Source organism: Actinomadura madurae (genome assembly GCF_900115095.1).
Taxonomy (GTDB): Bacteria; Actinomycetota; Actinomycetes; order Streptosporangiales; family Streptosporangiaceae; genus Spirillospora; species Spirillospora madurae.
The window spans coordinates 356988-378799 of sequence record NZ_FOVH01000006.1; the positions used below are offsets into that span (position 1 = coordinate 356988).

Annotated in this window: 19 protein-coding genes; 9 read left to right on the forward strand and 10 right to left on the reverse strand. The window is 74.7% G+C overall.

The genetic code is table 11. The features are described 5' to 3' along the window. Nucleotides 1-2 precede the first annotated feature (2 nt). Nucleotides 3-1541 carry an aldehyde dehydrogenase family protein gene (locus tag BM339_RS19870; RefSeq protein ID WP_075021792.1) on the reverse strand — a complete coding sequence of 513 codons (1539 nt, stop codon included), beginning with the start codon at nt 1539-1541 and terminating at the stop codon, nt 3-5. Nucleotides 1542-1752: 211 nt separating this feature from the next. Here BM339_RS19870 and BM339_RS19875 point away from each other — a divergent pair, with 211 nt between their 5' ends. Beyond that, nucleotides 1753-3882: a thiamine pyrophosphate-dependent enzyme gene (locus BM339_RS19875; RefSeq protein ID WP_083597763.1), complete on the forward strand. Its 2130-nt coding sequence runs from the start codon at nt 1753-1755 to the stop codon at nt 3880-3882. Here the strand turns inward: BM339_RS19875 and BM339_RS19880 are convergent. Genes BM339_RS19880 through BM339_RS19895 form a run of 4 tightly spaced genes read right to left on the reverse strand, consistent with a single transcriptional unit; the run spans nt 3866 to nt 8501 of the window. Beyond that, entirely contained in the window at nt 3866-4600 is a 735-nt protein-coding gene (locus tag BM339_RS19880; RefSeq protein WP_075021794.1) for an ABC transporter ATP-binding protein, read from the reverse strand. The genes BM339_RS19875 and BM339_RS19880 overlap by 17 nt on opposite strands. Then, nucleotides 4597-6375, reverse strand: coding sequence for a branched-chain amino acid ABC transporter ATP-binding protein/permease (locus BM339_RS51495; protein WP_021596800.1), 1779 nt, complete (start codon nt 6373-6375; stop codon nt 4597-4599). The genes BM339_RS19880 and BM339_RS51495 overlap by 4 nt, the downstream gene beginning before the upstream one ends. Further along, on the reverse strand, nt 6372-7271 hold the full coding sequence (locus tag BM339_RS19890) for a branched-chain amino acid ABC transporter permease (RefSeq protein ID WP_021596799.1): 900 nt from the start codon (nt 7269-7271) through the stop codon (nt 6372-6374). Before BM339_RS19890 ends, BM339_RS51495 begins: the two co-directional genes overlap by 4 nt. A 24-nt stretch (nt 7272-7295) precedes the next feature. Further along, nucleotides 7296-8501: a branched-chain amino acid ABC transporter substrate-binding protein gene (locus BM339_RS19895; protein ID WP_075021795.1), complete on the reverse strand. Its 1206-nt coding sequence runs from the start codon at nt 8499-8501 to the stop codon at nt 7296-7298. A 160-nt stretch (nt 8502-8661) separates the two neighbouring features. On the opposite strand from BM339_RS19895, the gene BM339_RS19900 reads away from it, so the two are divergent. The 7 genes from BM339_RS19900 to BM339_RS19930 all read left to right on the forward strand — a co-directional run bounded on the left by BM339_RS19900 (nt 8662) and on the right by BM339_RS19930 (nt 15130). Continuing rightward, nucleotides 8662-9639: an ornithine cyclodeaminase family protein gene (locus BM339_RS19900; protein WP_075021796.1), complete on the forward strand. Its 978-nt coding sequence runs from the start codon at nt 8662-8664 to the stop codon at nt 9637-9639. A gap of 80 nt (nt 9640-9719) precedes the next feature. After that, complete coding sequence (locus BM339_RS19905) at nt 9720-10331, forward strand: helix-turn-helix domain-containing protein (RefSeq protein WP_024936520.1); 612 nt, start codon at nt 9720-9722, stop codon at nt 10329-10331. A gap of 90 nt (nt 10332-10421) precedes the next feature. Then, nucleotides 10422-11579, forward strand: coding sequence for an NAD(P)/FAD-dependent oxidoreductase (locus BM339_RS19910; RefSeq protein WP_075021797.1), 1158 nt, complete (start codon nt 10422-10424; stop codon nt 11577-11579). Further along, entirely contained in the window at nt 11576-11842 is a 267-nt protein-coding gene (locus tag BM339_RS19915; protein WP_021600446.1) for a (2Fe-2S)-binding protein, read from the forward strand. Before BM339_RS19910 ends, BM339_RS19915 begins: the two co-directional genes overlap by 4 nt. After that, on the forward strand, nt 11839-13191 hold the full coding sequence (locus BM339_RS19920; protein WP_075021798.1) for an FAD-dependent oxidoreductase: 1353 nt from the start codon (nt 11839-11841) through the stop codon (nt 13189-13191). Before BM339_RS19915 ends, BM339_RS19920 begins: the two co-directional genes overlap by 4 nt. After that, the gene (locus BM339_RS19925; protein WP_075021799.1) at nt 13188-14129 is read left to right on the forward strand and encodes a dihydrodipicolinate synthase family protein; all 942 of its coding nucleotides are present in this window, start codon (nt 13188-13190) and stop codon (nt 14127-14129) included. Before BM339_RS19920 ends, BM339_RS19925 begins: the two co-directional genes overlap by 4 nt. Further along, complete coding sequence (locus BM339_RS19930) at nt 14129-15130, forward strand: proline racemase family protein (RefSeq protein ID WP_075021800.1); 1002 nt, start codon at nt 14129-14131, stop codon at nt 15128-15130. The genes BM339_RS19925 and BM339_RS19930 overlap by 1 nt, the downstream gene beginning before the upstream one ends. A 3-nt stretch (nt 15131-15133) precedes the next feature. On the opposite strand, the gene BM339_RS19935 is transcribed toward BM339_RS19930, so the two are convergent. The 4 genes from BM339_RS19935 to BM339_RS19950 form a co-directional block, all read right to left on the reverse strand. Next, nucleotides 15134-16513, reverse strand: coding sequence for an NADP-dependent succinic semialdehyde dehydrogenase (locus tag BM339_RS19935; RefSeq protein WP_075021801.1), 1380 nt, complete (start codon nt 16511-16513; stop codon nt 15134-15136). Nucleotides 16514-16582: 69 nt separating this feature from the next. Beyond that, nucleotides 16583-17614, reverse strand: coding sequence for a lactonase family protein (locus tag BM339_RS19940; RefSeq protein ID WP_075021802.1), 1032 nt, complete (start codon nt 17612-17614; stop codon nt 16583-16585). 90 nt (nt 17615-17704) lie between these two features. Beyond that, entirely contained in the window at nt 17705-18694 is a 990-nt protein-coding gene (locus BM339_RS19945) for a hypothetical protein (RefSeq protein WP_075021803.1), read from the reverse strand. Nucleotides 18695-18718: 24 nt separating this feature from the next. After that, nucleotides 18719-19525 (reverse strand): acyl-CoA thioesterase, encoded by an 807-nt coding sequence (locus tag BM339_RS19950; RefSeq protein WP_075021804.1) that lies wholly within the window; start codon nt 19523-19525, stop codon nt 18719-18721. Between the two features lie 195 nt (nt 19526-19720). Here BM339_RS19950 and pgi point away from each other — a divergent pair, with 195 nt between their 5' ends. Then, nucleotides 19721-21388 carry a glucose-6-phosphate isomerase gene (gene pgi / locus BM339_RS19955; protein ID WP_177287732.1) on the forward strand — a complete coding sequence of 556 codons (1668 nt, stop codon included), beginning with the start codon at nt 19721-19723 and terminating at the stop codon, nt 21386-21388. Between the two features lie 110 nt (nt 21389-21498). On the opposite strand, the gene BM339_RS19960 is transcribed toward pgi, so the two are convergent. Next, the gene (locus BM339_RS19960; RefSeq protein WP_021598535.1) at nt 21499-21756 is read right to left on the reverse strand and encodes an EF-hand domain-containing protein; all 258 of its coding nucleotides are present in this window, start codon (nt 21754-21756) and stop codon (nt 21499-21501) included. Nucleotides 21757-21812: the final 56 nt, after the last annotated feature.

A 21812-nucleotide genomic window follows, 5' to 3' on the forward strand; every position in this document is an offset into this window, starting at 1 on the left:
TCCTACAGCCGGAAGCCGAGGTCGGGGGAGATCTCCAGCACGTCCATCTGGGCCTTCTGCAGCCGTCCGGAGGTGTCCCAGTTCATCGACTGCCAGCGGGTGAACTGGTCCAGCACCCACACGCCGGACTGGCGGCTGCCGTTGCCCGACCGCCCGTTCCCGCCGAACGGCAGGTGCGCCTCCGCGCCGGAGGTGGAGTTGTTGACGCTGACCATCCCGGCGGAGATCCGCCGCCGGAACGCGAACACCTTCGCCGGGTCGGTCGTGTAGATGGACGCGGAGAGGCCGTAGCCGGGGGCGTTGGCGAGCGCGATCGCCTCGTCCAGCGTGCGGTACGAGGCGACGCCGATGATCGGGCCGAACGTCTCGTTCATGAACAGCTCGTCGCCGGGGCCGACGCCGTCCACGATCACCGGGTGGTAGTACAGGCCCTCCGCGGCGTCCCCCGTGAAGCCCTCGCGCGGCGCGGCCCCGGTGATCCGCCCGGTGGCGGACGACCCGTGCACGGTGTGGCCCGGCCCGATCCAGCCGAGGACCTTCTCGAACCCGTCCGCGAACCGCTCGCCGATCAGCGGGCCGTACAGGACGTCGCCCGCCGGGTCCCCGACCACCGCGGCCCGCGCCGCCTCGTCCAGCAGCCGGAGGAACTCCGCGTGCACCGACTCGTGGACGATCGCGGTCCCGAGGGACGTGCAGCGCTGCCCGGCCGTGCCGAACCCGGAGAACAGGGCGCCCTCGACGGCCAGCGGCAGGTCGGCGTCCTCCGCGACGACCATCGGGTTCTTGCCGCCGAGCTCCAGGCACGGCGTCTGGAGGTGGCGCCCGCACAGCTCGCCGATCCGCGACCCGACCTCGGTGGAGCCGGTGAAGCCGACCTTGTCGACGAGCCCGCCGTCCAGCGCCCGCTCCAGGCCGCGGAACGTCTCCGCGCCGTCGGCGTACACGACGTTGAGGACGCCGTCCGGCAGGCCCGCGTGCGCGAACAGCGTGTAGAACGCCTCGGCGCAGGCCGCCGCGTACTCCGCCGGCTTCCACACCACCGCGTTCCCGCACAGCAGCGCCGGGACGATGTACCACGACGGCACCGCGACCGGGAAGTTCCCCGCCGTGATGACGGTGACGACGCCGACCGGGTCCCGGAACGTGAACAGCTGCTTGTCGGGCATCTCGGACGGGACGGTCTGCCCGTACAGCCGCCGCCCCTCGCCGAGGAAGAACGCGCACGTGTCGGCGATCTCCTGGACCTCGCCGAGCGCCTCGGCGTACGGCTTGCCGACCTCCCGGGTCACGACGCGGGCGAGCGCCGCCTTGTTGGCCTCGACGAGCCGGCCGACCGCGGCGACCAGCTGCCCGCGGACGGGCGCGGGCACGTCCCGCCAGGCGTCCTGCGCGTCGCGGGCGGCGCGGCAGGCGCGGACGAGGTCGCCGGCGTCCGCGAGGGACACCTCCGCGACGGTCTCGGACGTGCGGGACGGGTCGGTCGAGCGGTATTTACGCGGCCCCGCCGGGATCCGGGCGCCGCCGATGACGGAGGAGAGCACGCCTCCAGCCTGAACGGACCGGCGCGCCAGAGCCAAGATCGGGCAGAGCGCGGCTTCCTAATCGCGAGGCCAAGCCGGGCTGAGGCTCTCGCCGGGACGTCGTTAAGCGATCCTTGGCCAACTCCCAACCGGTTCGCGGCCTCCCGCGGGTTGGCTCCGGCCGGCCGGCGTCCGATGCTCGACACGCATCTCCCTTCCCGCAGGAGCGCGCATGCCCGAGCCCGCCGACGCCCACTTCCTGGAGACGGCCGCGACCCTTGGGGCGCCCGCCTCGCCGGCCCCGGACGGGCCGCTCACCGGCGAGCGCTGCCTGGAGCTGTTCGACGCCCAGCTCGGCAGCCGGCACCTGGACCTCGCGGCCCGGCACCTGCGGGCAGAGGGCCACGGCTACTACACGATCGGATCGTCCGGCCATGAAGGGAACGCGGCCGTCGCGGCCGTCCTGCGCCCGGACGACCCGGCCCTCCTGCACTACAGGTCGGGGGCGTTCTTCCTGGAGCGCGCACGCCAGGTCCCCGGCCAGAGCCCGCTGCGGGACGTGCTCCTCGGCCTGGTCGCCGCCGCGGAGGAGCCTATTGCGGGCGGGCGCCACAAGGTGTTCGGGAGCCGCCCGCTGCACATCATCCCGCAGACCTCCACCATCGCCTCGCACCTCCCGCGCGCGCTCGGCGTGGCCTTCGCCATCGAACGGGCCGCCCGCCTCGGCCTGGACTCGCCCTGGCCGCGCGACGCCGTCGCGGTGTGCTCCTTCGGGGACGCCTCCGCCAACCACTCGACGGCCGCGGGCGCCGTCAACGCGGCGATCAACTGCGGGTTCCAGGGCCTGCCCCTGCCGCTCCTCCTCGTCTGCGAGGACAACGGGATCGGCATCAGCGTCCGCACCCCGCCCGGCTGGATCCACGCCGCGTACGGGTCCCGGCCCGGCCTCCCCTACTTCCACGCCGACGGCTGCGACCTCGCCGACGCCTACGCCGTGGCCGCGCGGGCGGCCGGCTGGGTCCGCGAGCACCGCCGTCCCGCGTTCCTGCACCTGCGCACCGTCCGCCTGATGGGCCACGCGGGCTCCGACGTCGAGTCGTCCTACCGGACGCCCGCCGAGCTGGCCGCCGACCTCGACCGCGACCCCCTCCTGCGGACCGCGCGCCTCCTGGTCGAGCGCGGCGCGGCGACCGCCGAGGACGTCGTCGGCCTCTACGAGGCCAAGCGCGCAGAGGTCATGGCCCTCGCCGGGAAGGTCGCCGGTGCTCCTCGCCTCGGCTCCGCCGCGGAGGTCATGGCGCCGCTCCGGCCCGCCGCGGCAAGCCGGGGCGAGGCGCCGCGTGCGGAGGGGGAGCGGGTCACGCTGGCGCAGGCGATCAACCGGACGCTCGGCGAGCTGCTGGACGAGCGCCCGGGGATGGTCGTCTTCGGCGAGGACGTGGCGCGCAAGGGCGGCGTCTACGGCGTCACGCGCGGGCTGATGAGGCGCGCCGGGCCCGCGCGGGTGTTCGACACGATCCTGGACGAGCAGTCGATCCTCGGCCTCGCACTCGGCTTCGGGACGGCCGGGATGCTGCCCGTGCCCGAGATCCAGTACCTCGCCTACCTGCACAACGCCGCCGACCAGATCCGGGGCGAGGCGGCGACGCTGCCGTTCTTCTCGTCCGGGCAGTACGCCAACCCGATGGTCGTGCGGATCGCCGGCTACGCCTACCAGAAGGGCTTCGGGGGCCACTTCCACAACGACAACGCCGTGGCCGCGCTTCGCGACATCCCGGGCCTGGTCGTCGCGTCACCGTCCCGCCCCGACGACGCCGCGGGGATGCTGCGCGCGTGCGCGGACGCCGCCGAGCGCGAGGGCAGGGTGTGCGCGGTGCTGGAGCCGATCGCGCTCTACCACGTCCGCGACCTGCACGAGGACGGCGACGGGGGCTGGCTCGCCCCGGCGGGCGGGACGGTCCCGATCGGGCGCGCCCGCTCCTACGGCGACGGGCGGGACCTCACGATCGTCACGTTCGCCAACGGCCTGCGCATGAGCCTGCGCGCCGCGCGCCGCCTGGAGGCCCGCGGCGTCGGCTGCCGGGTGCTCGACCTGCGCTGGCTGGCCCCGCTGCCCGTCGAGGACCTGCTGCGCGAGGCCCGCGCCACGGGCGCCGTCCTGGTGGCGGACGAGACCCGCCGCACCGGAGGCGTCTCCGAGGGCGTCCTGGCGGCCCTCGCCGACGCGGGCTTCCAGGGGAAAGCGGGCAGGGTCGCCGGCGAGGACAGCTTCATCCCCCTCGGTGACGCCGCCTACCACGTCCTGCTGTCCGAGGAGGCCATCGAGGACGCCGCCGGGAAGCTGCTCACGTCGTCTCGATGACCGGGTCGCCGCCGAGGTAGGCGGCCCTCACCCGGTCGTCCCGCGCGAGCTCCGACGCCGGGCCGGAGAGGACGATCCGGCCCGTCTCCAGGACGTAGGCCCGGTCGGCGAGCCGGAGCGTCTGGTGGGCGTTCTGCTCCACGATCAGGATCGTGGTGCCCTGGTCGCGGATCTCCCGGACGACCCGGAGCACCTGCTGCGCCGTCTGCGGCGCGAGCCCCATCGTCGGCTCGTCCAGGGCGAGGAGCCGGGGCCGCAGCATCAGCGCCCGGCCGATCGCGAGCATCTGCTGCTCCCCGCCCGACAGCAGCCCGGCGAGCTGCCCGCGCCGCTCGCCGAGGCGCGGGAACATCGCGTAGACCTCCTCCCGGCGGGCCGCGACGGCGGCCTTGTCGCGGCGCCGCAGGTACCCGCCGAGCAGCAGGTTCTCGGCGACGCTCAGCGCCGGGAACACCCGCCGCCCCTCCGGGACGTGCCCGAGCCCGGCCTCGACGACCCGGTGCGCGGCGAGCCGGGTGATGTCGCGGCCGTCGAACTCCATCCGCCCGGACCGGGCCCGGTGCAGGCCGGTGAGCGTCCGGAGCGCGGTGGTCTTGCCGGCGCCGTTGCTGCCGAGCAGCGCGACGATCTCCCCCTCCCCGACCTCGAACGAGATCCCGGCCAGCGCCTCGACCTGCCCGTACCGGCTGTGCAGGTCCTCCACGGCCAGCAGCGTCACCGCAGCACCTCCGTGACGAGGTCGGTCTCCGGGTCGTCCGGCACGCCGAGGTAGGCGGCGATCACCCGCTGGTCCTCCCGGATCTCGGCGGGCGGCCCGACGGCGATCGTCCGCCCGTACTCCAGCACGGTCACCCGGTCGGAGATCGACATGACCAGGGCGACGTCGTGCTCGATCAGCACCACGGCGGTGCCGAGCGCGCTGATGCGGGAGATCAGCTCCATCAGCGCCCGCTTCTCGGTCGGGTTCGCGCCCGCCGCGGGCTCGTCCAGCAGCAGCACCCGCGGGTCGCCCGCGAGCGCCCGCGCGATCTCCAGCCGGCGCCGGTCGCCGTAGGGCAGCCCGCCCGCCGGGCGGTCCGCGGCGTCCAGCAGCCCGGTGAAGTCCAGGCAGCGGCGGACGGTGTCGAGGTCGGCCCGCGACAGCGGCCGCAGCAGGCCGCGGTCCCGGGCGAACCGGCCGATCAGTACGTTCTCCGCCACGGTCATCTCGTCGAACAGCCGGATGCTCTGGAACGTGCGGGCCAGCCCGGCGGCGGCCACGCGGTGCGGCGCGAGGCCCCGGACGCTCCGCCCGCCGAGCACGACCGTTCCGGCCGACGGCGCGAGCATCCCCGTAATGCAGTTGAACGCGGTCGTCTTCCCCGCGCCGTTCGGGCCGATCACGCTCACCACCTGCCCGGCGCCGGCGCGCAGCGCGAACCCGTCCACGGCCGTGACGCCGCCGAAGGTCCGGGACAGGCCGTCCACCTCCAGCAGCGTGCCCGCCGCGGCCGGGAGGTCCGGCGCGGGCCCCGGCTCGGCGGGCAGCCGGAAGCGGCGCGGCCGGTACGGCCACACCCCCTGCGGGCGCAGGATCACGATCAGGATGAGCAGCAGCGCGAAGAACAGGCCCCGGTACTCCTGGACGGTCCGCAGCACCTCCGGCAGCGCGACGATCACGACGGCGCCGATCATCACGCCGGGCCGGCTGCCCATCCCGCCGATGATCACCACGAGCAGGATCATCAGCGAGGTGAGGAAGGTGAAGCTGGACGGGTCGACGGTGCCGAGCTGCGCGGCGTTCAGCGGCCCCGCGACCGCCCCGGTCACCGCGCCGAGCACGTAGGCGAGCAGCTTCACCCGCCGGGCCGGCACGCCGACCGCCTCGGCGGCGGTGTCGTCGGCCCGGATGGCCCGCCAGGCGTAGGCCAGCCGCGACCGCGCCAGCAGCGCCGTCGCGGCGAGGACGACGGTGAAGAAGGCGAGCGCCAGGTAGAAGAAGTCCCGGGGCGTGACGATCTCGCGCCCGCCGACCGTCACCGGCGGGATCCCGGTGAGGCCGTTCGGCCCGCCGGTCACCTCCAGGTTCACCACCGTGATCCGGATGATCTCGCCGAAGCCGAGCGTGACGATCGCGAGGTAGTCGCTGCGCAGCCGCAGCGTCGGGTACCCGATGACCACGCCGGCCACCGCGGCGGCGGCGACCGCCGCCGGCAGCGTGACCCAGAAGCCCCACTCCAGTTCCAGCATCAGCAGGCCGGAGGTGTACGCCCCGATCGCGAAGAACGCCGCGAACCCGAGGTCCAGCAGGCCCGCGTAGCCGACGACGATGTTGATGCCGAGCCCGAGGATCGCGTAGATCAGGATCGTGCCGGCGACGGTCAGCGCGTAGTCGTCGAGGGTCCCGCCCGCCACCAGCGCCGCCGCGATCAGCAGCGGCCAGCCGCCGTACCGGACCGCGGCCTCCGCGCCCGCCGGCCGCGCCGCGAGGGACGCCCGGACCCGGGCCCTCACGCGCGCTCCACGACGCGCTCGCCGAACAGGCCGGTGGGTCTCAGCGCCAGTACGGCGATCAGCAGCCCGAAGATGATGACGTCCGTCCAGCGGGACGAGACGTACCCGGCGGAGAACGACTGGACGAGGCCGATGGCCACGCCCGCGACCATCGTCCCCGGCAGGTTCCCGATGCCGCCGAGGACCGCCGCGGTGAAGGCCCGCAGCCCGATGAGGAAGCCCATGCCGAAGCTGATCTGCACGTAGTACAGCCCGTACATGACCCCGGCCGCGCCGGCGAGCAGCGAGCCGATGAAGAACGTCGTGAGGATCAGCCGCTCGACGTTGATGCCCTGCAGCCGGGCGGCGTCGCGGTCCATCGCGAGGGCGCGCATCGCGGTCCCGGTCACGGTGCGGGTGACGAACAGCCACAGCGCCGCCATCAGCGCCACCGACAGCACGACCAGCGCGAGCTGGCCCCAGGTGACGCGGACGGCGCCGCTGAAGATCCGGCCGCCGTCCAGCGCGTGCGGGTAGGACTTGAACCGGGCGTCGGTGAGCACCTTCACGCCCTCCTCCAGCGCCAGCGAGACCCCGATCGCCGCGATGAGCAGGGCCAGCCGCGGGGACGCCAGCAGCGGGACGTAGGCGGCCCTGGCGATCCCGGTGCCGATCACGCCGGTGGTGAGGGCGCCGATCACCACCGCGGCGACGATGGCGGGCAGCGCCATCCCGCCGGTCGCGCCGAGCGTGGTCAGCGTCCCGAACCCGGCGAACGCCCCGATCATGAACACGTCGCCGTGCGCGAAGTTGATCAGCCGGACCACCCCGTAGATCATCGAGTAGCCCAGCGCGATGAGGGCGAGGAAGGCCCCGATCGTCAGGCCGTTCACCAGGTACTGGACGAACTCGCTCATGGAACCCCGTTCGGCTGCGCCCGGTCAGGAGGCCTTGGCGTCCACCCAGGTGGAGCCGCTCTGGTCGAGTTTCTTGTAGGCGGTGAACCCTCCGTCCTTGACCTGAACGGTGATGTAGAGGGGGTCGGTCCGGTCGCCCTTGTCGTCGAACGTGATGGGCCCGGTGATGCCCGGGAAGTCCTTGATCTTGTGGAGGGCCTCGGTGATGGCGGTGCCCTTGGTCGAGCCGGCGTCGTCGATGGCCTTCGCGACGACCTTGACCGCGTCGTACTCGTACACCGAGAACGGCCCGGGGTCGGCGTTGTTGGCCGACTTGTACGCCGAGACGAACGTCGCGGCGGCCGGCAGGTCCTTGGCCAGCGGCGCGGTCGTGGCGATGTAGCCGTCGGCCGCCGAGCCGGCGGTCTTCAGGACGGTCGAGTCGGTCGTCGCGTCCCCGCCCATCAGCGTGAACGTGAGCCCGAGCTGCTTGCGCTGCTTCATCAGCAGGCCCGCCTCGGCGAAGTAGCCGGTGAAGTACAGCACGTCCGGTTTGGTGGAGGCGACCTTCGTCAGGACCGGGCTGTAGTCGGACTGGCCGGGCTGCAGCGCGTCCTCGTAGACCACCTGTGCGCCCGCCTGCTTGACCGAGTTCGCCGCCGCGTCCGCGAGGCCCTTGGCGTAGGTCGTGTTGTCGTGCAGCAGCGCGACCCGCTTCGCGCCGAGGGGCCCGGTCATGAACTTGGCCGCCACGAGGCCCTGGTTGTCGTCCCGCCCGCAGGTGCGGAAGACCTTGCCCTTGCCGGAGTCCGTCAGCGACGGGTTGGTGGAGGCGTCCATCACGAACGGGACGTTGCGCCTGCCGTAGATCGGGATCGCGGGCACCGCGGCGCCGGAGCAGTAGCCGCCCGCCACCGCGACGACGCCGCTGTTGAGCAGCTTCTGCGCGGCCTGCGCGCCCTGCTGGGCGCTGCACTGGTCGTCGGCCTCGACGATCTCGATCTTCCGGCCGTCCACCCCGCCGGCCTTGTTGATCTCGTCGGCGGCGACCTTGGCGGCGGCGAGGATGTCCTGGCCGGCCGAGGCGGAGTCGCCGCTCAGCGGCGCCGGCACGCCGATCTTGATCGCGCCGTCGTCGCCGGAGTCGCCCGAGCCGCAGGACGCGGCGAGCGGGGCGAGCAGCAGCCCGGCGCCGGCGGTGGCGATGAGGCGGAACCGGCGTCCGCGGTCCCGCGGGGTCAGCAGGGTCATCGGCGCCTCTCCGTCACTCGCGGCCAGGGATGGTGAAAGCGTGAAACGTCCAGGCACGGGCGTCGAGACGGGCAAGCATGCGATCTCATGTAGTGATCGGTAAGCACCGCTTGCCCTTTCGGCCTCGACAGCGCGGCGGCGCGGTCGCGAGGATCTCCCCATGGCCGGTGTCCTGCTGCTTTCCGCCGCCGACGTGGCCGCGGTGTTCGACCTGCCCGCCGCGATCGCCTCGCAGCGGGCCGCGTTCGCCGCGCTCGGCCGCGGGGAGGCGCGGCTCGCGCCCCGCGTGCTGCTGGACGGGCCGGACGGCGAGGTCGCGTTCAGCTACGTCTCCCGGCTGCCCGGCACCGGCGCCGTCGCCAAGTTCGGCAGCGTCACCCCGGGGAACGCGGCGCGCGGCCTGCCGACGGTGGCCGCGCTCGTCACCGTCCAGGACCCGGTGGACGGCCGGCCCGTCGCGGTCATCGAGGGGGAGGCCGTGACGACGCTGCGCACGTCCGCGGCGAGCGCGGTGGCGGCCGGGCACCTCGCGGCGCCGGACGCGTCCCGGCTCGCGGTGATCGGCTGCGGCGTCCAGGGCCGCGCGCACGTCCGGGCGATGGCGGCGGTCCGCCCCCTCGGCCGGGTCACGATGACCTGCCGCCATCCGGACACCTGCACCGCCGCCGCCGACCTCGCCGCCGAGCTGGAGCTGCCGGTCGAGACGGCGGCGTCCGCCCGCGCCGCCGTCGAGGACGCGCAGATCGTCGTCACCGCGACCACCAGCGCCGAACCGGTCGTCTCGGGTGCGTGGCTCCGCCCCGGCTGCACGGTCGTCAGCGTGGGCTCCTTCGCGCCGGACCGGACGGAGGTGGACGGCGAGACACTCACCCGCGCCGCGTCCGTCGTGGTGGACGACGTGCCGACCGCGCTGGAGCACGCCGGCCCCGTGGTGGCCGCCGTCCGCGACGGCCTGCTGGACCCGGGCGCCGTGCGCCCGCTCGGCCCGGTCGTCGCCGGCCTCGCCACCGGGCGCGCGTCCGCCGCCGACATCGTCTTCTACAACAGCGTCGGCGTCGGGGTGCAGGACACGGCGGCGGCCTCCGTCATCGTGGCACGCGCCCGCGAGGCCGGGGTCGGGAGGCTGGTGGACCTCTGAGCCCGGCCGAGCCCCACCCGGTACACTGACCGTTCGATAGAGCGAACGGCTGGACAGGTGACGGGACGGGGGCGGCGAGCGTGGACGCGTCAGGGGACTCGGTGCGGGACGTGCTGGCCGGCAACCTGCGCCGCGCGCGGCTCCACCTCGGCCTGTCGCTGTCGGAGCTGTCCCGCCGGTCGAGGATCGGCAAGGCCACGCTGTCCCAGCTGGAGGCGGGAGCGGGGAACCCCACCATCGAGACGGTGTTCAGCCTGTCCCGCGCGCTGGAGGTGCCCATCTCCGACCTGCTCGACCACCGGGGGCCGTCCGGGCTCACCGTGGTCCGCGCGGCCGAGGTGGAGCCGCTGAGCGGCGAGGGCGTCGACCTGCGGCCGCTGCGGGGCATCGAGTCCGGCGGCGCCATGGTCGAGGTGTACGACCAGGTCGTCCGGGCCGGCCGCCGCCAGGACTCGCTCGGCCACGTCGGGGTCGAGCACACGATCGTGCAGGCCGGGCGCCTCGCCGTCCGGGTGGACGACCGCGACGTGGAGCTCGGGCCGGGCGACTACGTCTGCTTCGACGCGCGGCTGCCGCACCGCTACACGGCCGCCGAGGGGACCGTCCGCTCCGTGCTCCTCCTGGAGTACAGCGCCGACCAGCGGCTTCACGCGTCCCCGGCCGCTCCGTCGCATCTGGTCGAGACCCCCTGACACCGGCCGCCGCACCCTCGTTGACAGCGCGCGCGGGGCCCGCTTACGCTCGAAATCGTTCGGTTTAGCGAACGATTGGCGGGCGGTCGCATGCGGGTCGTGGTGCTGGGCGCCGGGATCGTCGGCGCGGCCTGCGCCCGCGAGCTGGCCCTGGCGGGCTGCGCGGTCGTCGTCGCCGACCGCGGCGGGCCCGCGGCCGGGACGACCGCCCACGGCGAGGGCAACGTCCTGGTCTCGGACAAGGGGCCCGGCCCCGAGCTGGAGCTGGCGAAGCTGTCGCGGGAGCTGTGGCCCGCCGTCCTGGACGGCGCCCCCGGCGCGGCCGGCGCCGAATGGGACGCCAAGGGCGGCATCGTCGTCGCCACCACCTCCGCCGGGGCGGACACCCTGGCGGAGTTCGCCGGCGCCCAGCGCGCGGCGGGGGTCACCGCGGAGGACCTGGACGCCGCGGCCCTCGCCGCCGCCGAGCCCCACCTCACCAGGGACGTCACCGGGGCCGTCCACTACCCCCAGGACGCCCAGGTCCAGCCCGCCGGGGCGGCGACCGCGCTGCTGGCCGCCGCGGCGCGCGCCGGGGCCGCCGTGCGCACCGGATGCGAGGTGCTCGGCGCGGTCCGGCGCGGCGGCCGCCTCACCGGGGTGCGGACCACCGGCGGGACGATCGAGGGCGACGCCTTCGTCAACGCCGCCGGGCCGTGGTCGGGCCGGGTCGCCGCGCGGCTCGGCGTCCGCCTCGGGGTCGCGCCGCGCCGCGGCGAGGTCCTGGTCACCGCGCCGATGCCGCCGACCGTCTTCCACAAGGTCTACGACGCCGGCTACGTGGGCGCGGTCGGGAGCGGGGCCGGGGATCTGCAGGCGTCCGCCGTCGTCGAGTCGACCCGGGCGGGGACGATCCTGCTCGGCTCCTCGCGCCGCCGCGTCGGGTTCGACGACCGGATGCGCCCCGAGGTGCTGTCGGTCATCGCCGCCAAGGCCCTGCGGCTGTTCCCGTCGCTGGCCGGCGTGCCGGTCATGCGCGCCTACGGCGGGTTCCGCCCGTACGTCTCCGACCACCTGCCCGTCATCGGGGCCGACCCGCACCTGGACGGCCTCTGGCACGCGACCGGGCACGAGGGCGCCGGGGTCGGGCTGTCCACCGGCACCGCCGCCGTCCTGCGCGACCTGATGCTCGGCCGCGGGCCGGCCGTCGACGCGGAGCCGTTCCGCGCCGCCCGGCCCGCCGTCCAGTGCGAGGACGATCCCGTATGAGCCCGCTGCGCATCACCGTGGACGGGGAGACCCTCGCCGGCAGGGAGGGGCAGACGATCGCCGGCGTGCTGCTGGCCTCCGGCCGCCGGTCCTGGCGGCGGAGCCCGTCCGGCACACCGCGCGGCGTGTTCTGCGGGATCGGCGTGTGCTTCGACTGCCTGGTGACCGTGAACGGGGTCCGGGACGTGCGGGCCTGCCTGCGCCGCGCCCGCGACGGCGACGCGGTCACCACCCAGTCCCGCGCGGGGGAGGGCGGCCGATGACCTGGCACGTCGTGGTCGTGGGGGCCGGTCCGGCCGGGCTGTGCGCGGCGGCGGGAGCGCTGCGCGCCGGGTCGGAGGTGACCCTGGTCGACGCGGCGCCGGAACCCGGCGGCCAGAACCGCGCCTGGCACGGCTACGAACGGCTCCGCGACCACGTTCTCGGCCGTCCGCGGTGCGACTGGTGGCCGCAGAGCGCGGTCTGGTCGATCGACCGCGCGGGGGACGGCCCGCCGCACGTCCACGTGCTGCGCGGGGAGATCGACGGGGCGGAACGGGACCGGCACGTCCTGCGCCCCGGCGCGCTGGTGCTCGCACCGGGCGCGCACGACCGCGTCCTGCCGTTCCCGGGCTGGGAGCTGCCCGGCGTCTCCACCGCCGGGGCGGCGCAGTCGTTCGTGAAGAGGGAGGGGCTGCCGCCGGGCGACCGGACGCTGATCGCCGGCTCCGGCCCGTTCCTCCTGCCCGTCGCCGCGTCGCTGCTGGAGGCCGGGGCGAGCGTCCGGGCGGTGCTGGAGGCCAACCCCGCCGCGACCGTGGCGCGCGGCTGGACGCGCCGGCCCTGGGAGCTGGCGGCCCAGACCGGCAAGGCCGCCGAGCTCGCCGGATACGCCGCGCTGCTGGCCCGGCACCGCGTCCCGTACCGGACGGGCCGCGCCGTGATCGAGGCACGGGGCGACGGCCGAATCGAAGAGGCGGTCACGGCACGGCTCCGTGCCGACTGGTCGGCCGTCCCCGGCACCGAGCAGGTCGTCGCTGTGGACGCCCTGTGCGTCGCCCACGGGTTCACCCCCCGGCTCGAACTCCCGGTCGCGGCCGGGTGCCGCCTGCGCGGCGGCGCGTTCGTCGAGGTCGACGCCGACCAGCGCACCAGCGTCCCCGGCGTGCACGCCGCGGGGGAGATCACCGGGATCGCCGGGGCGCCGGCCGCCCGGGCCGAGGGCCTCCTCGCCGGCTGGACCGCCGGCCTCGGCTCCCCGGACGCGCCCGCCGCGGTGGCCGCGCGCCGCCGCCGCGACCGGGCGCGGGCCTTCGCCGCGCGCCTGGCCGCCGCCCACCCGATCGGCGCGGCCTGGCCCGGCTGGCTGCGGCCGGACACGATCGTCTGCCGCTGCGAGGACACCCCCTACGGCGCCCTGCCGTGCGCCCTCGGAACGGGCTCCGCGCACGCGGTGAAGCTCGCGACCCGCGCCGGCCTCGGCCCCTGCCAGGCCCGGATCTGCGGCCCGACGGTCGCCGAGCTGCTGCGGAGCGGGCACCCCCACCACCGGCCCATCGCCCAGCCCGTCCGGCTGGGCGAACTCGCGAGGCCGCCCGTCGAGGACCCCGGCACGAAGGAGAGCTCCCCATGAGCGACACCCAGACGCAGAGCGCGCCCTCGCCCCTGGGCGGCGTGATCGTCGCGGCGGCGCTGCCCTACCGCGAGGACGCCGCGGCCCCCGCCGGGCTCGCCGTCGACCACGACCGGTACGCCGAGCACTGCCGCTGGCTGGTCGGCAACGGCTGCCGCGGCGTCGGCCCCAACGGCTCGCTCGGCGAGTACTCGGCGCTGACCGACGAGGAGCGCCGCCGCGTCGCCCGCACCGCCGTCGAGGCCGTCGCCGGGGACGGCGTCGTCGTGGCCGGCGTGCACGGCCCCGGCTCCCACCAGGCGAGGCACTGGGCCGAGATCGCCGCCGAGGACGGCGCGGACGGCGTCCTGTGCCTGCCGCCGACGATGTACCGGGCCGACCGCGGCGAGGTCGTCGCGCACTACGAGGCGGTGGCGTCCGCCGGCCTGCCGGTCATGGTCTACAACAACCCGATCGACACCAAGGTCGACCTCACCCCGGACCTGCTCGCCGAGATCGCCCAGATCGACGGCGTGGTCGCCGTGAAGGAGTTCTCCGGCGACGTCCGCCGCGTCCTGGAGATCAAGGAGAGGGCGCCGGGCCTGGAGGTCGTCGCGGGCGCCGACGACGTCGTCCTGGAGTCGCTGCTGATGGGGGCGACCGGCTGGTTCGCGGGGTTCCCCAACGTGTTCCCGGCCGAGTCGGCGCTCCTCTACGACCTGGCCACCGCCGGAAGGCTCGCGGAGGCGCGGGCACTCTACGAGCCGCTCGTCGCGGCGTTCCGGTGGGACTCGCGGACCGAGTTCGTCCAGGCCATCAAGCTCGGCATGGACCAGGTCGGCCGGTACGGCGGCCCCTGCCGCCCGCCGCGCGGGCCGCTGACCCCCGAGCACCGCGCCGCCGTCACCGCCGACATGGCCCGCGCGATCGACGCGCTCGCGCGGCGGCGGGCCGCCTGATGCGGTCGGCCCGGTCGATCAGCGCGGTCGACTCGCACACCGAGGGCATGCCGACCCGCGTCGTCACCGGCGGCGTCGCGCCCATCCCGGGCGCCACCATGGCCGAGCGGCGCCGGTACGCCGTCCGGCACCTGGACGGGCTGCGCCGCTTCCTGGTGGACGAGCCGCGCGGCCACCCCGCGATGAGCGGCGCGCTCCTGCAGCCGCCCACCCGGCCGGACGCCGACTGGGGCGTCGTGTACATCGAGGTCAGCGGGTTCCTGCCGATGTGCGGGCACGGCACCATCGGCGTCGCCACGGTCCTGGTCGAGACCGGCATGGTCGAGGTGACCGAGCCCGAGACGGTCGTGCGCCTCGACACCCCGGCCGGGCTCGTCGAGGCCCGCGTCGCCGTCCGCGACGGTGCCGCGGAGCACGTCACGCTCCGCAACATCGCCTCGTTCGCCCTCCGGCGGGACGCGGTCGTGACCGTCCCGGGGCTCGGAGACGTCCGCTACGACATGGCCTACGGGGGCAACTTCTACGCCATCACCGATCTCGAACCGCTCGGCCTGCCGTTCGACCGGGCCCGCAAGGACGACATCCTCGCCGCCGGGCTCGCCGTCATGGCGGCGATCAACGAGACCGACCCTCCCGTCCACCCCGGCGATCCGCTGATCGCGGGCTGCAAGCACGTCCAGTTCCTCGCGCCGGGCTCGGACGCGAAGCACTCCCGCAACGCGATGGCGATCCATCCCGGCTGGTTCGACCGGTCGCCGTGCGGCACCGGCACGTCCGCCCGGATGGCGCAGCTGCACGCGCGCGGCGAGCTGCCGCTGCACACCGAGTTCGTGAACGAGTCGTTCATCGGCACCCGCTTCACCGGGCGGCTCGTCGGCACCGCCGACGCCGGCGGCCTGCCCGCGGTGATCCCCGAGTTCACCGGGCGCGCCTGGATCACCGGGACCGCCACCTACCTGCTCGATCCCGACGACCCGTTCCCCGAGGGCTTCGTCCTCTGAGGGTCAGCCTTCCCAGACGGTCTTGGCGTTGCAGAAGGCGCGCAGGCCGTCCGCCGACAGCTCGCGGCCGTAGCCGGAGCGCTTGACCCCGCCGAACGGCAGCTCGGGGTAGGACGTCACCATCCCGTTGATGAAGACCTGGCCCGCGTCCAGTTCCCGGACGAACCGGTCCCGCTCGATGTCGTCGCGCGTCCACGCGTTCGAGCCGAGCCCGAACCCGGTCGCGTTCGCGACCTCCACCGCCTCCGACACCCCGCGGACGCGGAACAGCGACGCGACCGGCCCGAAGACCTCCTCGTGGTACATCCGCATCTCGGGCGTCACCCCGGAGACCACGGTCGGCGGGTAGAACCAGCCCGGACCGTCCGGGCGCTCGCCGCCGCACAGCACCGTCGCGCCCTTGGCCACCGCGTCGGCCACCAGTTCCTCGACCTCGGCGCGCCCCTCCTCGCTGACCAGCGGGCCGACGTCGGTGGAGCCGTCCATCGGGTCGCCGACCCGCTTCGCCCGCATGTGCTCCACGAAGCGCCGCTCGAACTCGTCCGCGCAGCCGATGTCGGCGATGAACCGCTTCGCGGAGATGCAGCTCTGCCCGTTGTTGAGGCAGCGGGACTCCGCCGCCGTTCGCGCCGCGGCCTCGATGTCGGCGGACGGCATCACCACGAACGGGTCGCTGCCGCCGAGCTCCAGCACCGTCGGCTTGATCTCGTCCCCGGCGATGGCCGCGACGGACCGCCCCGCGGGCTCGCTGCCGGTGAGCGTCGCCGCCTTCATCCGCGGGTCCCGCAGCACCCGCTCGACCTCGGACGACCCGATCAGCAGGGTCTGGAAGGCGCCCTCGGGGAACCCGGCCCGGCGGAACAGGTCCTCCAGGAACAGCGCCGTCTGGGGCACGTTCGAGGAGTGCTTCAGCAGCCCCACGTTCCCCGCCATCAGGCCGGGGGCGGCGAACCTGACCACCTGCCAGAGCGGAAAGTTCCACGGCATGATCGCCAGTACCGGCCCGAGCGGCTGGTAGCGGACGTAGGCGTCCCGCGCGCCCACCTCCCGCGCCTCGGCGGGACGCCGGTCGGCGAGGAACTCCGCCGCGTGCCCGGCGTAGAACCTGCACGCCTTCGCGCACTTGCGCACCTCGGCGACGGCGGCCTTCAGCGTCTTGCCCATCTCCGTGGTGAGCATGGCGCCGATCTGGTCGGCCTCCCGGTCCAGGATGTCCGCCGCCGCGTTCATCCACTCCGCCCGCTGCTCCAGCCGCGTCGTGCGGTAGGAGGCGAACGTCTCCGCCGCCCGCGCGATGCGCCGGTCGACCTCCTCGTCGGCCAGCGCGTCGAAGGTCTTCTCGACCTCACCCGTCGCCGGGTTGGTCGTGGCGATCGTCGTCATGTCGGGATGCTCCCTGCTCGTCCTCCTGTTCTCGGGGGACGTGCCCGTGGCGGGCGGCAGGAAACGCCCTTACGCCGCGGGCCCGGCCGGGATGACGCAGACCGGCGAGGGGACGCGCAGGGGTGTCCCGGCGGGCGCCGGGACACCGTCCGGGCCGATCCGGAACGTCGCGATCGTGTCGCTCCGCTCGTTGGCGACGTGCATCCACTCGCCGTCCACGTACAGGTCGCGCGGCCAGTGCCCGCCGGACGGGACGTCGGCGATCGGCTTGAGCGCCGCGCCGCCGTCCAGCACGCGGTGGGCGGTGACGACGTCCGTGCCGCGCATGGAGGTGTAGGCGTATCGGCCGCCCGCCCCGAGTCTGATCGCCGCGCCCTGGGCGGGATCGCCCGCCGGATCCGCCGTCGCGGGCGACTCGGCCACGAGCTCCAGCCGCGCGTACCCGTCCACCGGCCGCAAGACCAGCACGGACGGGACCAGTTCGGCGAGCACGTGCACGCTGCCGCCCGGATGGACGACCAGGTGCCTCGGCCCGTGCCCGGCCGGCACGGGCGTCTCCCCGACGAGGCGCAGCGCGCCGTCCTCGATCCGGAAGGAGCGGATGAGGTCGGCTCCCAGGTCGGTCGTGAGGACGGTCCCGTCCGGGGCGTGCACCGACGCGTGCGCGTGCGGGCCTTCCTGGCGATCGGTCCGGGGCCCGGTTCCCTGCCCCTCCGCCACCGCGGGGTCGCCGGTGAAGCCTCCGTCCCGGCCCAGCGGGACGGCCCGCACCGTCCCGGAGCCGTAGTCGGCGACCAGCAGATGCCCGGCGTCCGGTGCCACGGACAGGTGGCACGGCAGCGCCCCCGCCCGGCGTGTCCCGATCTCCCGCAGCTCTGAGCCCGCCACCTCGTAGGCGAGGACCCCGCCCTGCTCCTCCTCCCGCACGGCGTAGAGGACGTTCCCGGAGGGATGGGCGGCCAGGTACGACGGGCACACGGCCTCGGTCCGGAGTTCCGGCCCCTCCAGCGTCCCGTCCGCCCGCCGGGTCACCCGGTAGATCCCGGCGCCCCGACCGGCCTCACCGGTGTACGTGCCCACCCAGAACGCCCGCTCGCTCACCCCGGGACTCCCTCCTCACGCGATCCACCGCCCCTGGTGAGGCGGCCAAGACCGAGCCTAGTCCCGTCGCCGTTCGGCGCCGGTGAGCGGTCAGGACCGCGCGGCGAGGCGGGCGCGCAGCTCGGCGGCGCTGTCGAGGACGGATCGCCATTCGTCGTCTTCGGCGTCGACCTGCCGGTGCGCGGTGAAGTACGGGTTCAGTTCGACCTCCCGGTCCCCGGCGTGCCGGCGGACGGTCTCCAGCATCCGCGGCACGGGGTCTTCCCCGCGCCGGCGGCCGAGCGTGGAGACCACCTCGTCGAGGGCGGCGACCGGGTCGCGGGCCGGGACGGTGACCGCGCCCTCGCAGCGGGCGAGCTGCTCCTCGTACCGGTCCTCCCAGAACTCCACGCGCCATCCCGGCCACAGCTCCTCCAGGGCGGGGACCAGCCCCGTGCAGGACGCGCCCACCCAGGCGCCCGCCGTGCGAGCGGGCACGTCCACATGGAGCCCGCTGACCGGCACGGTCCCCAGATCCCGCCGCGGAAGCCCGCCGGCGGGCGGCCGGTCCGCCAGGCCCGGTCCCTGCCAGGCCGTGTGGAGCTCCCAGTACAGCGGGTAGACGGTGATCCCCTCCGCCGTCCGGACCGTGAGCAGGTGATGCATGTCGTCCGGGTCCGTCTCGGTCTCTTCCGGGACGGCGCGCTCGTCCCGGTCCGGGCTGCGGACCAGCGACCGGTCGAACCCGGCCGCCGCGGCGAGATCGCCGATGCCGTCGTAGGCCCACCGCACCGTCCAACCGGGCCAAGTCAGGCCGAGCAGTGCCAGGAAGGCCCGCTTGCACGGGATCTCCAGCATCAGCTGGTCGCCGTAGAACACCAGCCGGCGGGCCGTGTGGTCGACGACCGCGCCGCCCTCGGCCCAGCGGTCGTCCAGCCAGTCGCGGGCCGGGTCGGCGCAGCGGTGCTGTGCGGCGATGAACCGCCTCGCCGCCTCCGGGCCCGCGACCAGCGCGGAGCACACCCCGTCCGCGCCCCAGTGGGAGTAGTGCAGGCTCAGGCCGTCCGCGTCGATCAGGACGTAGTTCGCGCGAGCTCCCATGGACCGGGACTCTAGTCCGCGACCCTAGCCCGATGCCGGGCGCAGGAGCGCCTCCTGGGCGATCGATGCCAGGAGCGTCCCGTCCTCGGTGTGGAGGGTGCCGCGTGCCAGGCCGCGGGCGCCGTGGTTCGTGACCGGGTCCACCGAGTACAGCAGCCACCGGTCGGCGCGCGGCGGCCGGTGGAACCACAGCGCGTGGTCGAGCGTGACCGCGGTCGCGAGGCGGCGCGGCGAGCCGGGGGCGCGGGCGCTGCTGACGACGCCCATGTCCGACAGGTAGGCGATGACGCAGGCGTGCAGCGCGGGATCGTCGCCGACCGGGGCCGCCATCCTGATCCAGTACGGGTGCGCGATCGGGAACTCGCCCTCCCCGGGCGGGTTCACCACCCGGATCTCGAACCCGGCCGGGTGCCGGAAGAACGCCGGCGGCTCCGCCTCGGGCACCCCCTGCGGGCCGGGCGTGCCGGACGGCGGGGCGGCCTGCCAGTCGAACCCGGCCTCGGGGTCGTGGAAGGAGGCGATCAGCTCCAGGATCGGTTTGCCGCCCTGGCTCGCGGTCACGTGCCGGGTCGAGAACGAGCGGCCGTCGCGGGTGCGGGCCACCTCGAAGGTCAGCGGCTCGTCCGGCGTCCCCGGGCGGATGAAGTAGGCGTGCATCGAGTGCGGCGGGCGCCCGCCGGCCGTCAGGCACGCGGCGCGCAGGCCCTGCCCGGCGACCTGCCCGCCGAACAGCCGGGGCCGGCCCACCGGCGGCGACGTGGCCATGAACGAGTCCTCGCCGAGCGGCGCGAGGTCGAACATGCTCGTGATGCCGTGCGGGGCGTCGCTCATCCCGGAAAACCTCCTGCCAGCCTGCGGGCGACCCTACTCGCGGGCCGTGCGGGCCCCGGCGGCCGGGGCGGATCCCCGCGGCGCCGCGGACGCCCTGATACGGTCACGCGCGGTCCGCCTATGATCGCCGGATGGGGAACGGCGGGGTGCCCGGGGGACGTTCGGCGCTCGCCCCGCGAGGAGATGAGAGAGGCAATGGCTGATATCACCGAGTCGCCCGAATGGTCCGCGCTGGCCGAGCACCAGGCGGCGCTCGCGGGACGGCACCTGCGCGAGCTGTTCGCGGACGATCCGGGGCGCGCCGCCCGGATGGCCGTGACCGCGGGGGACCTGTACCTGGACTACTCCAAGCACCGGGTCACCGACGAGACGCTGAGGCTGCTCACCGCGCTCGCCGAGCGCGCGGGGCTGCGCGCCCGGATCGAGGCGATGTTCACCGGGGAGCACATCAACGTCAGCGAGGACCGCGCCGTCCTGCACACCGCGCTGCGCCTGCCGCCCGGCGAGGCCCTGACGGTGGACGGCCAGGACGTCGCCGGCGACGTGCACGCCGTCCTGGACAAGATGGCCGACTTCGCGGGCCGCGTGCGCTCGGGGGAGTGGACGGGCTTCACCGGCAAGCGCATCACCACCGTCGTCAACATCGGCATCGGCGGCTCCGACCTCGGCCCCGCGATGGCCTACGAGGCCCTGCACGACTTCGCGGGTCTCCCCGACCAACCGACCCCGACCGACCGCCTCGGCGCCGGGATCGCCTGCCGGTTCGTCTCCAACATCGACCCGGCCGACATCCTCGGCAAGCTCTCCGGCCTCGACCCCGAGCAGACGCTGTTCGTCATCAGCTCCAAGACGTTCGGGACGCTGGAGACCCTCACCAACGCCAAGGTCGCGCGGCAGTGGCTCGTCGAGCGGCTCGGCGACGACAAGGCCGTCTCCCGGCACTTCGTCGCCGTCTCCACCAACGCCGAGCGGGTCGCCGGCTTCGGCATCGACACAGCCAACATGTTCGGCTTCTGGGACTGGGTCGGCGGGCGGTACTCCTTCGACGGCGCCATCGGCCTCTCCCTGATGATCGCCATCGGCGGCGAGGCGTTCCGGGAGATGCTCGCCGGGTTCCGCGAGATCGACGAGCACTTCCGCGGCGCGCCGTTCGAGGCGAACATGCCCGTCCTGATGGGCCTGCTCGGCGTCTGGTACACCGACTTCTTCGGTGCCCAGACCCGGGCCGTCCTGCCGTACAGCCAGCGCCTGTCCCGGTTCCCCGCCTACCTCCAGCAGCTCACCATGGAGTCCAACGGCAAGTCGGTGCGGGCCGACGGCGCGCCCGTCGTCGCGCAGACCGGCGAGATCTTCTGGGGCGAGCCCGGCACCAACGGCCAGCACGCCTTCTACCAGCTGCTGCACCAGGGCACCCGGCTCGTCCCCGCCGACTTCATCGGCTTCGCCGAGCCGTTCGAGGACCGCGCCGGCATGCACGACCTGCTCACCGCGAACCTGCTCGCGCAGACGTCGGCGCTCGCGTTCGGCAAGACCGCCGAGGAGATCGCCGCCGAGGGCACGCCGGCCGCGGTGGTCCCGCACAAGGTGATGCCGGGCAACCGCCCGACCAGCACGATCCTCGCGCCGAAGCTGACCCCGAAGACGCTCGGGTCGCTCGTCGCGCTCTACGAGCACGTCGTGTTCGTGGAGGGGACGGTCTGGGGCATCGACTCCTTCGACCAGTGGGGCGTCGAGCTCGGCAAGGTCATGGCGATGGACCTGGCCCCCGCGCTCACCTCGGACGAGCCGCCCGCGCAGGCGCCCGACCCGTCCACGGCCGAGCTCGTCCGCCGGTACCGGTCGCTGCGGGGCCGCCGCGCCTGACCCCGCCGTGCCTGACCCCGCCGCTCCTCACCAGGCCGCGCCTGATTCCGCGGGGACGGACGGGAACGGGCCCGCCGGCCGCGCCGGCGGGCCCGTCGTCTTCGGCGTGATCAGGCGCGCGCGCCGGGCAGCGGGCCCTCGGCCCAGCCCTGGGAGTCCAGGATCGCGCGGAACTCCTCGTAGGAGATGAACCCGTCGAGGTTGCCGTCCGCCTTCTCGAACCTGTCCTGCGTCTCGGCACGCGTCCAGGCGAGCCCCAGCTCGTCCAGGACGAGCGTGAACTCCATCAGGTCGAGCTTCTGATCGCCGCCGAGGTCCGCGCGCGTGAACACGGCTAGAAGGTCGTCCCCGGTCGGTCTGGTCGTCATCTCGCTCCTCGTTCCGGTCCGATGTAAACCTCGCATCCTGTCATAGGGGACGAGCC

Bases quoted from the DNA above. Each gene is read 5' to 3' on its own strand.
- BM339_RS19875 (WP_083597763.1), top strand. From the start codon at position 1,753: ATGCCCGAGCCCGCCGACGCCCACTTCCTGGAGACGGCCGCGACCCTT.
- BM339_RS19910 (WP_075021797.1), top strand. From the start codon at position 10,422: ATGCGGGTCGTGGTGCTGGGCGCCGGGATCGTCGGCGCGGCCTGCGCC.
- BM339_RS19895 (WP_075021795.1), bottom strand. From the start codon at position 8,501: ATGACCCTGCTGACCCCGCGGGACCGCGGACGCCGGTTCCGCCTCATC.
- BM339_RS19930 (WP_075021800.1), top strand. From the start codon at position 14,129: ATGCGGTCGGCCCGGTCGATCAGCGCGGTCGACTCGCACACCGAGGGC.
- BM339_RS19945 (WP_075021803.1), bottom strand. From the start codon at position 18,694: ATGGGAGCTCGCGCGAACTACGTCCTGATCGACGCGGACGGCCTGAGC.
- BM339_RS19915 (WP_021600446.1), top strand. From the start codon at position 11,576: ATGAGCCCGCTGCGCATCACCGTGGACGGGGAGACCCTCGCCGGCAGG.
- BM339_RS19890 (WP_021596799.1), bottom strand. From the start codon at position 7,271: ATGAGCGAGTTCGTCCAGTACCTGGTGAACGGCCTGACGATCGGGGCC.
- BM339_RS19900 (WP_075021796.1), top strand. From the start codon at position 8,662: ATGGCCGGTGTCCTGCTGCTTTCCGCCGCCGACGTGGCCGCGGTGTTC.
- BM339_RS19960 (WP_021598535.1), bottom strand. From the start codon at position 21,756: ATGACGACCAGACCGACCGGGGACGACCTTCTAGCCGTGTTCACGCGC.
- pgi (WP_177287732.1), top strand. From the start codon at position 19,721: ATGGCTGATATCACCGAGTCGCCCGAATGGTCCGCGCTGGCCGAGCAC.
- BM339_RS19920 (WP_075021798.1), top strand. From the start codon at position 11,839: ATGACCTGGCACGTCGTGGTCGTGGGGGCCGGTCCGGCCGGGCTGTGC.
- BM339_RS19935 (WP_075021801.1), bottom strand. From the start codon at position 16,513: ATGACGACGATCGCCACGACCAACCCGGCGACGGGTGAGGTCGAGAAG.
- BM339_RS19925 (WP_075021799.1), top strand. From the start codon at position 13,188: ATGAGCGACACCCAGACGCAGAGCGCGCCCTCGCCCCTGGGCGGCGTG.
- BM339_RS19950 (WP_075021804.1), bottom strand. From the start codon at position 19,525: ATGAGCGACGCCCCGCACGGCATCACGAGCATGTTCGACCTCGCGCCG.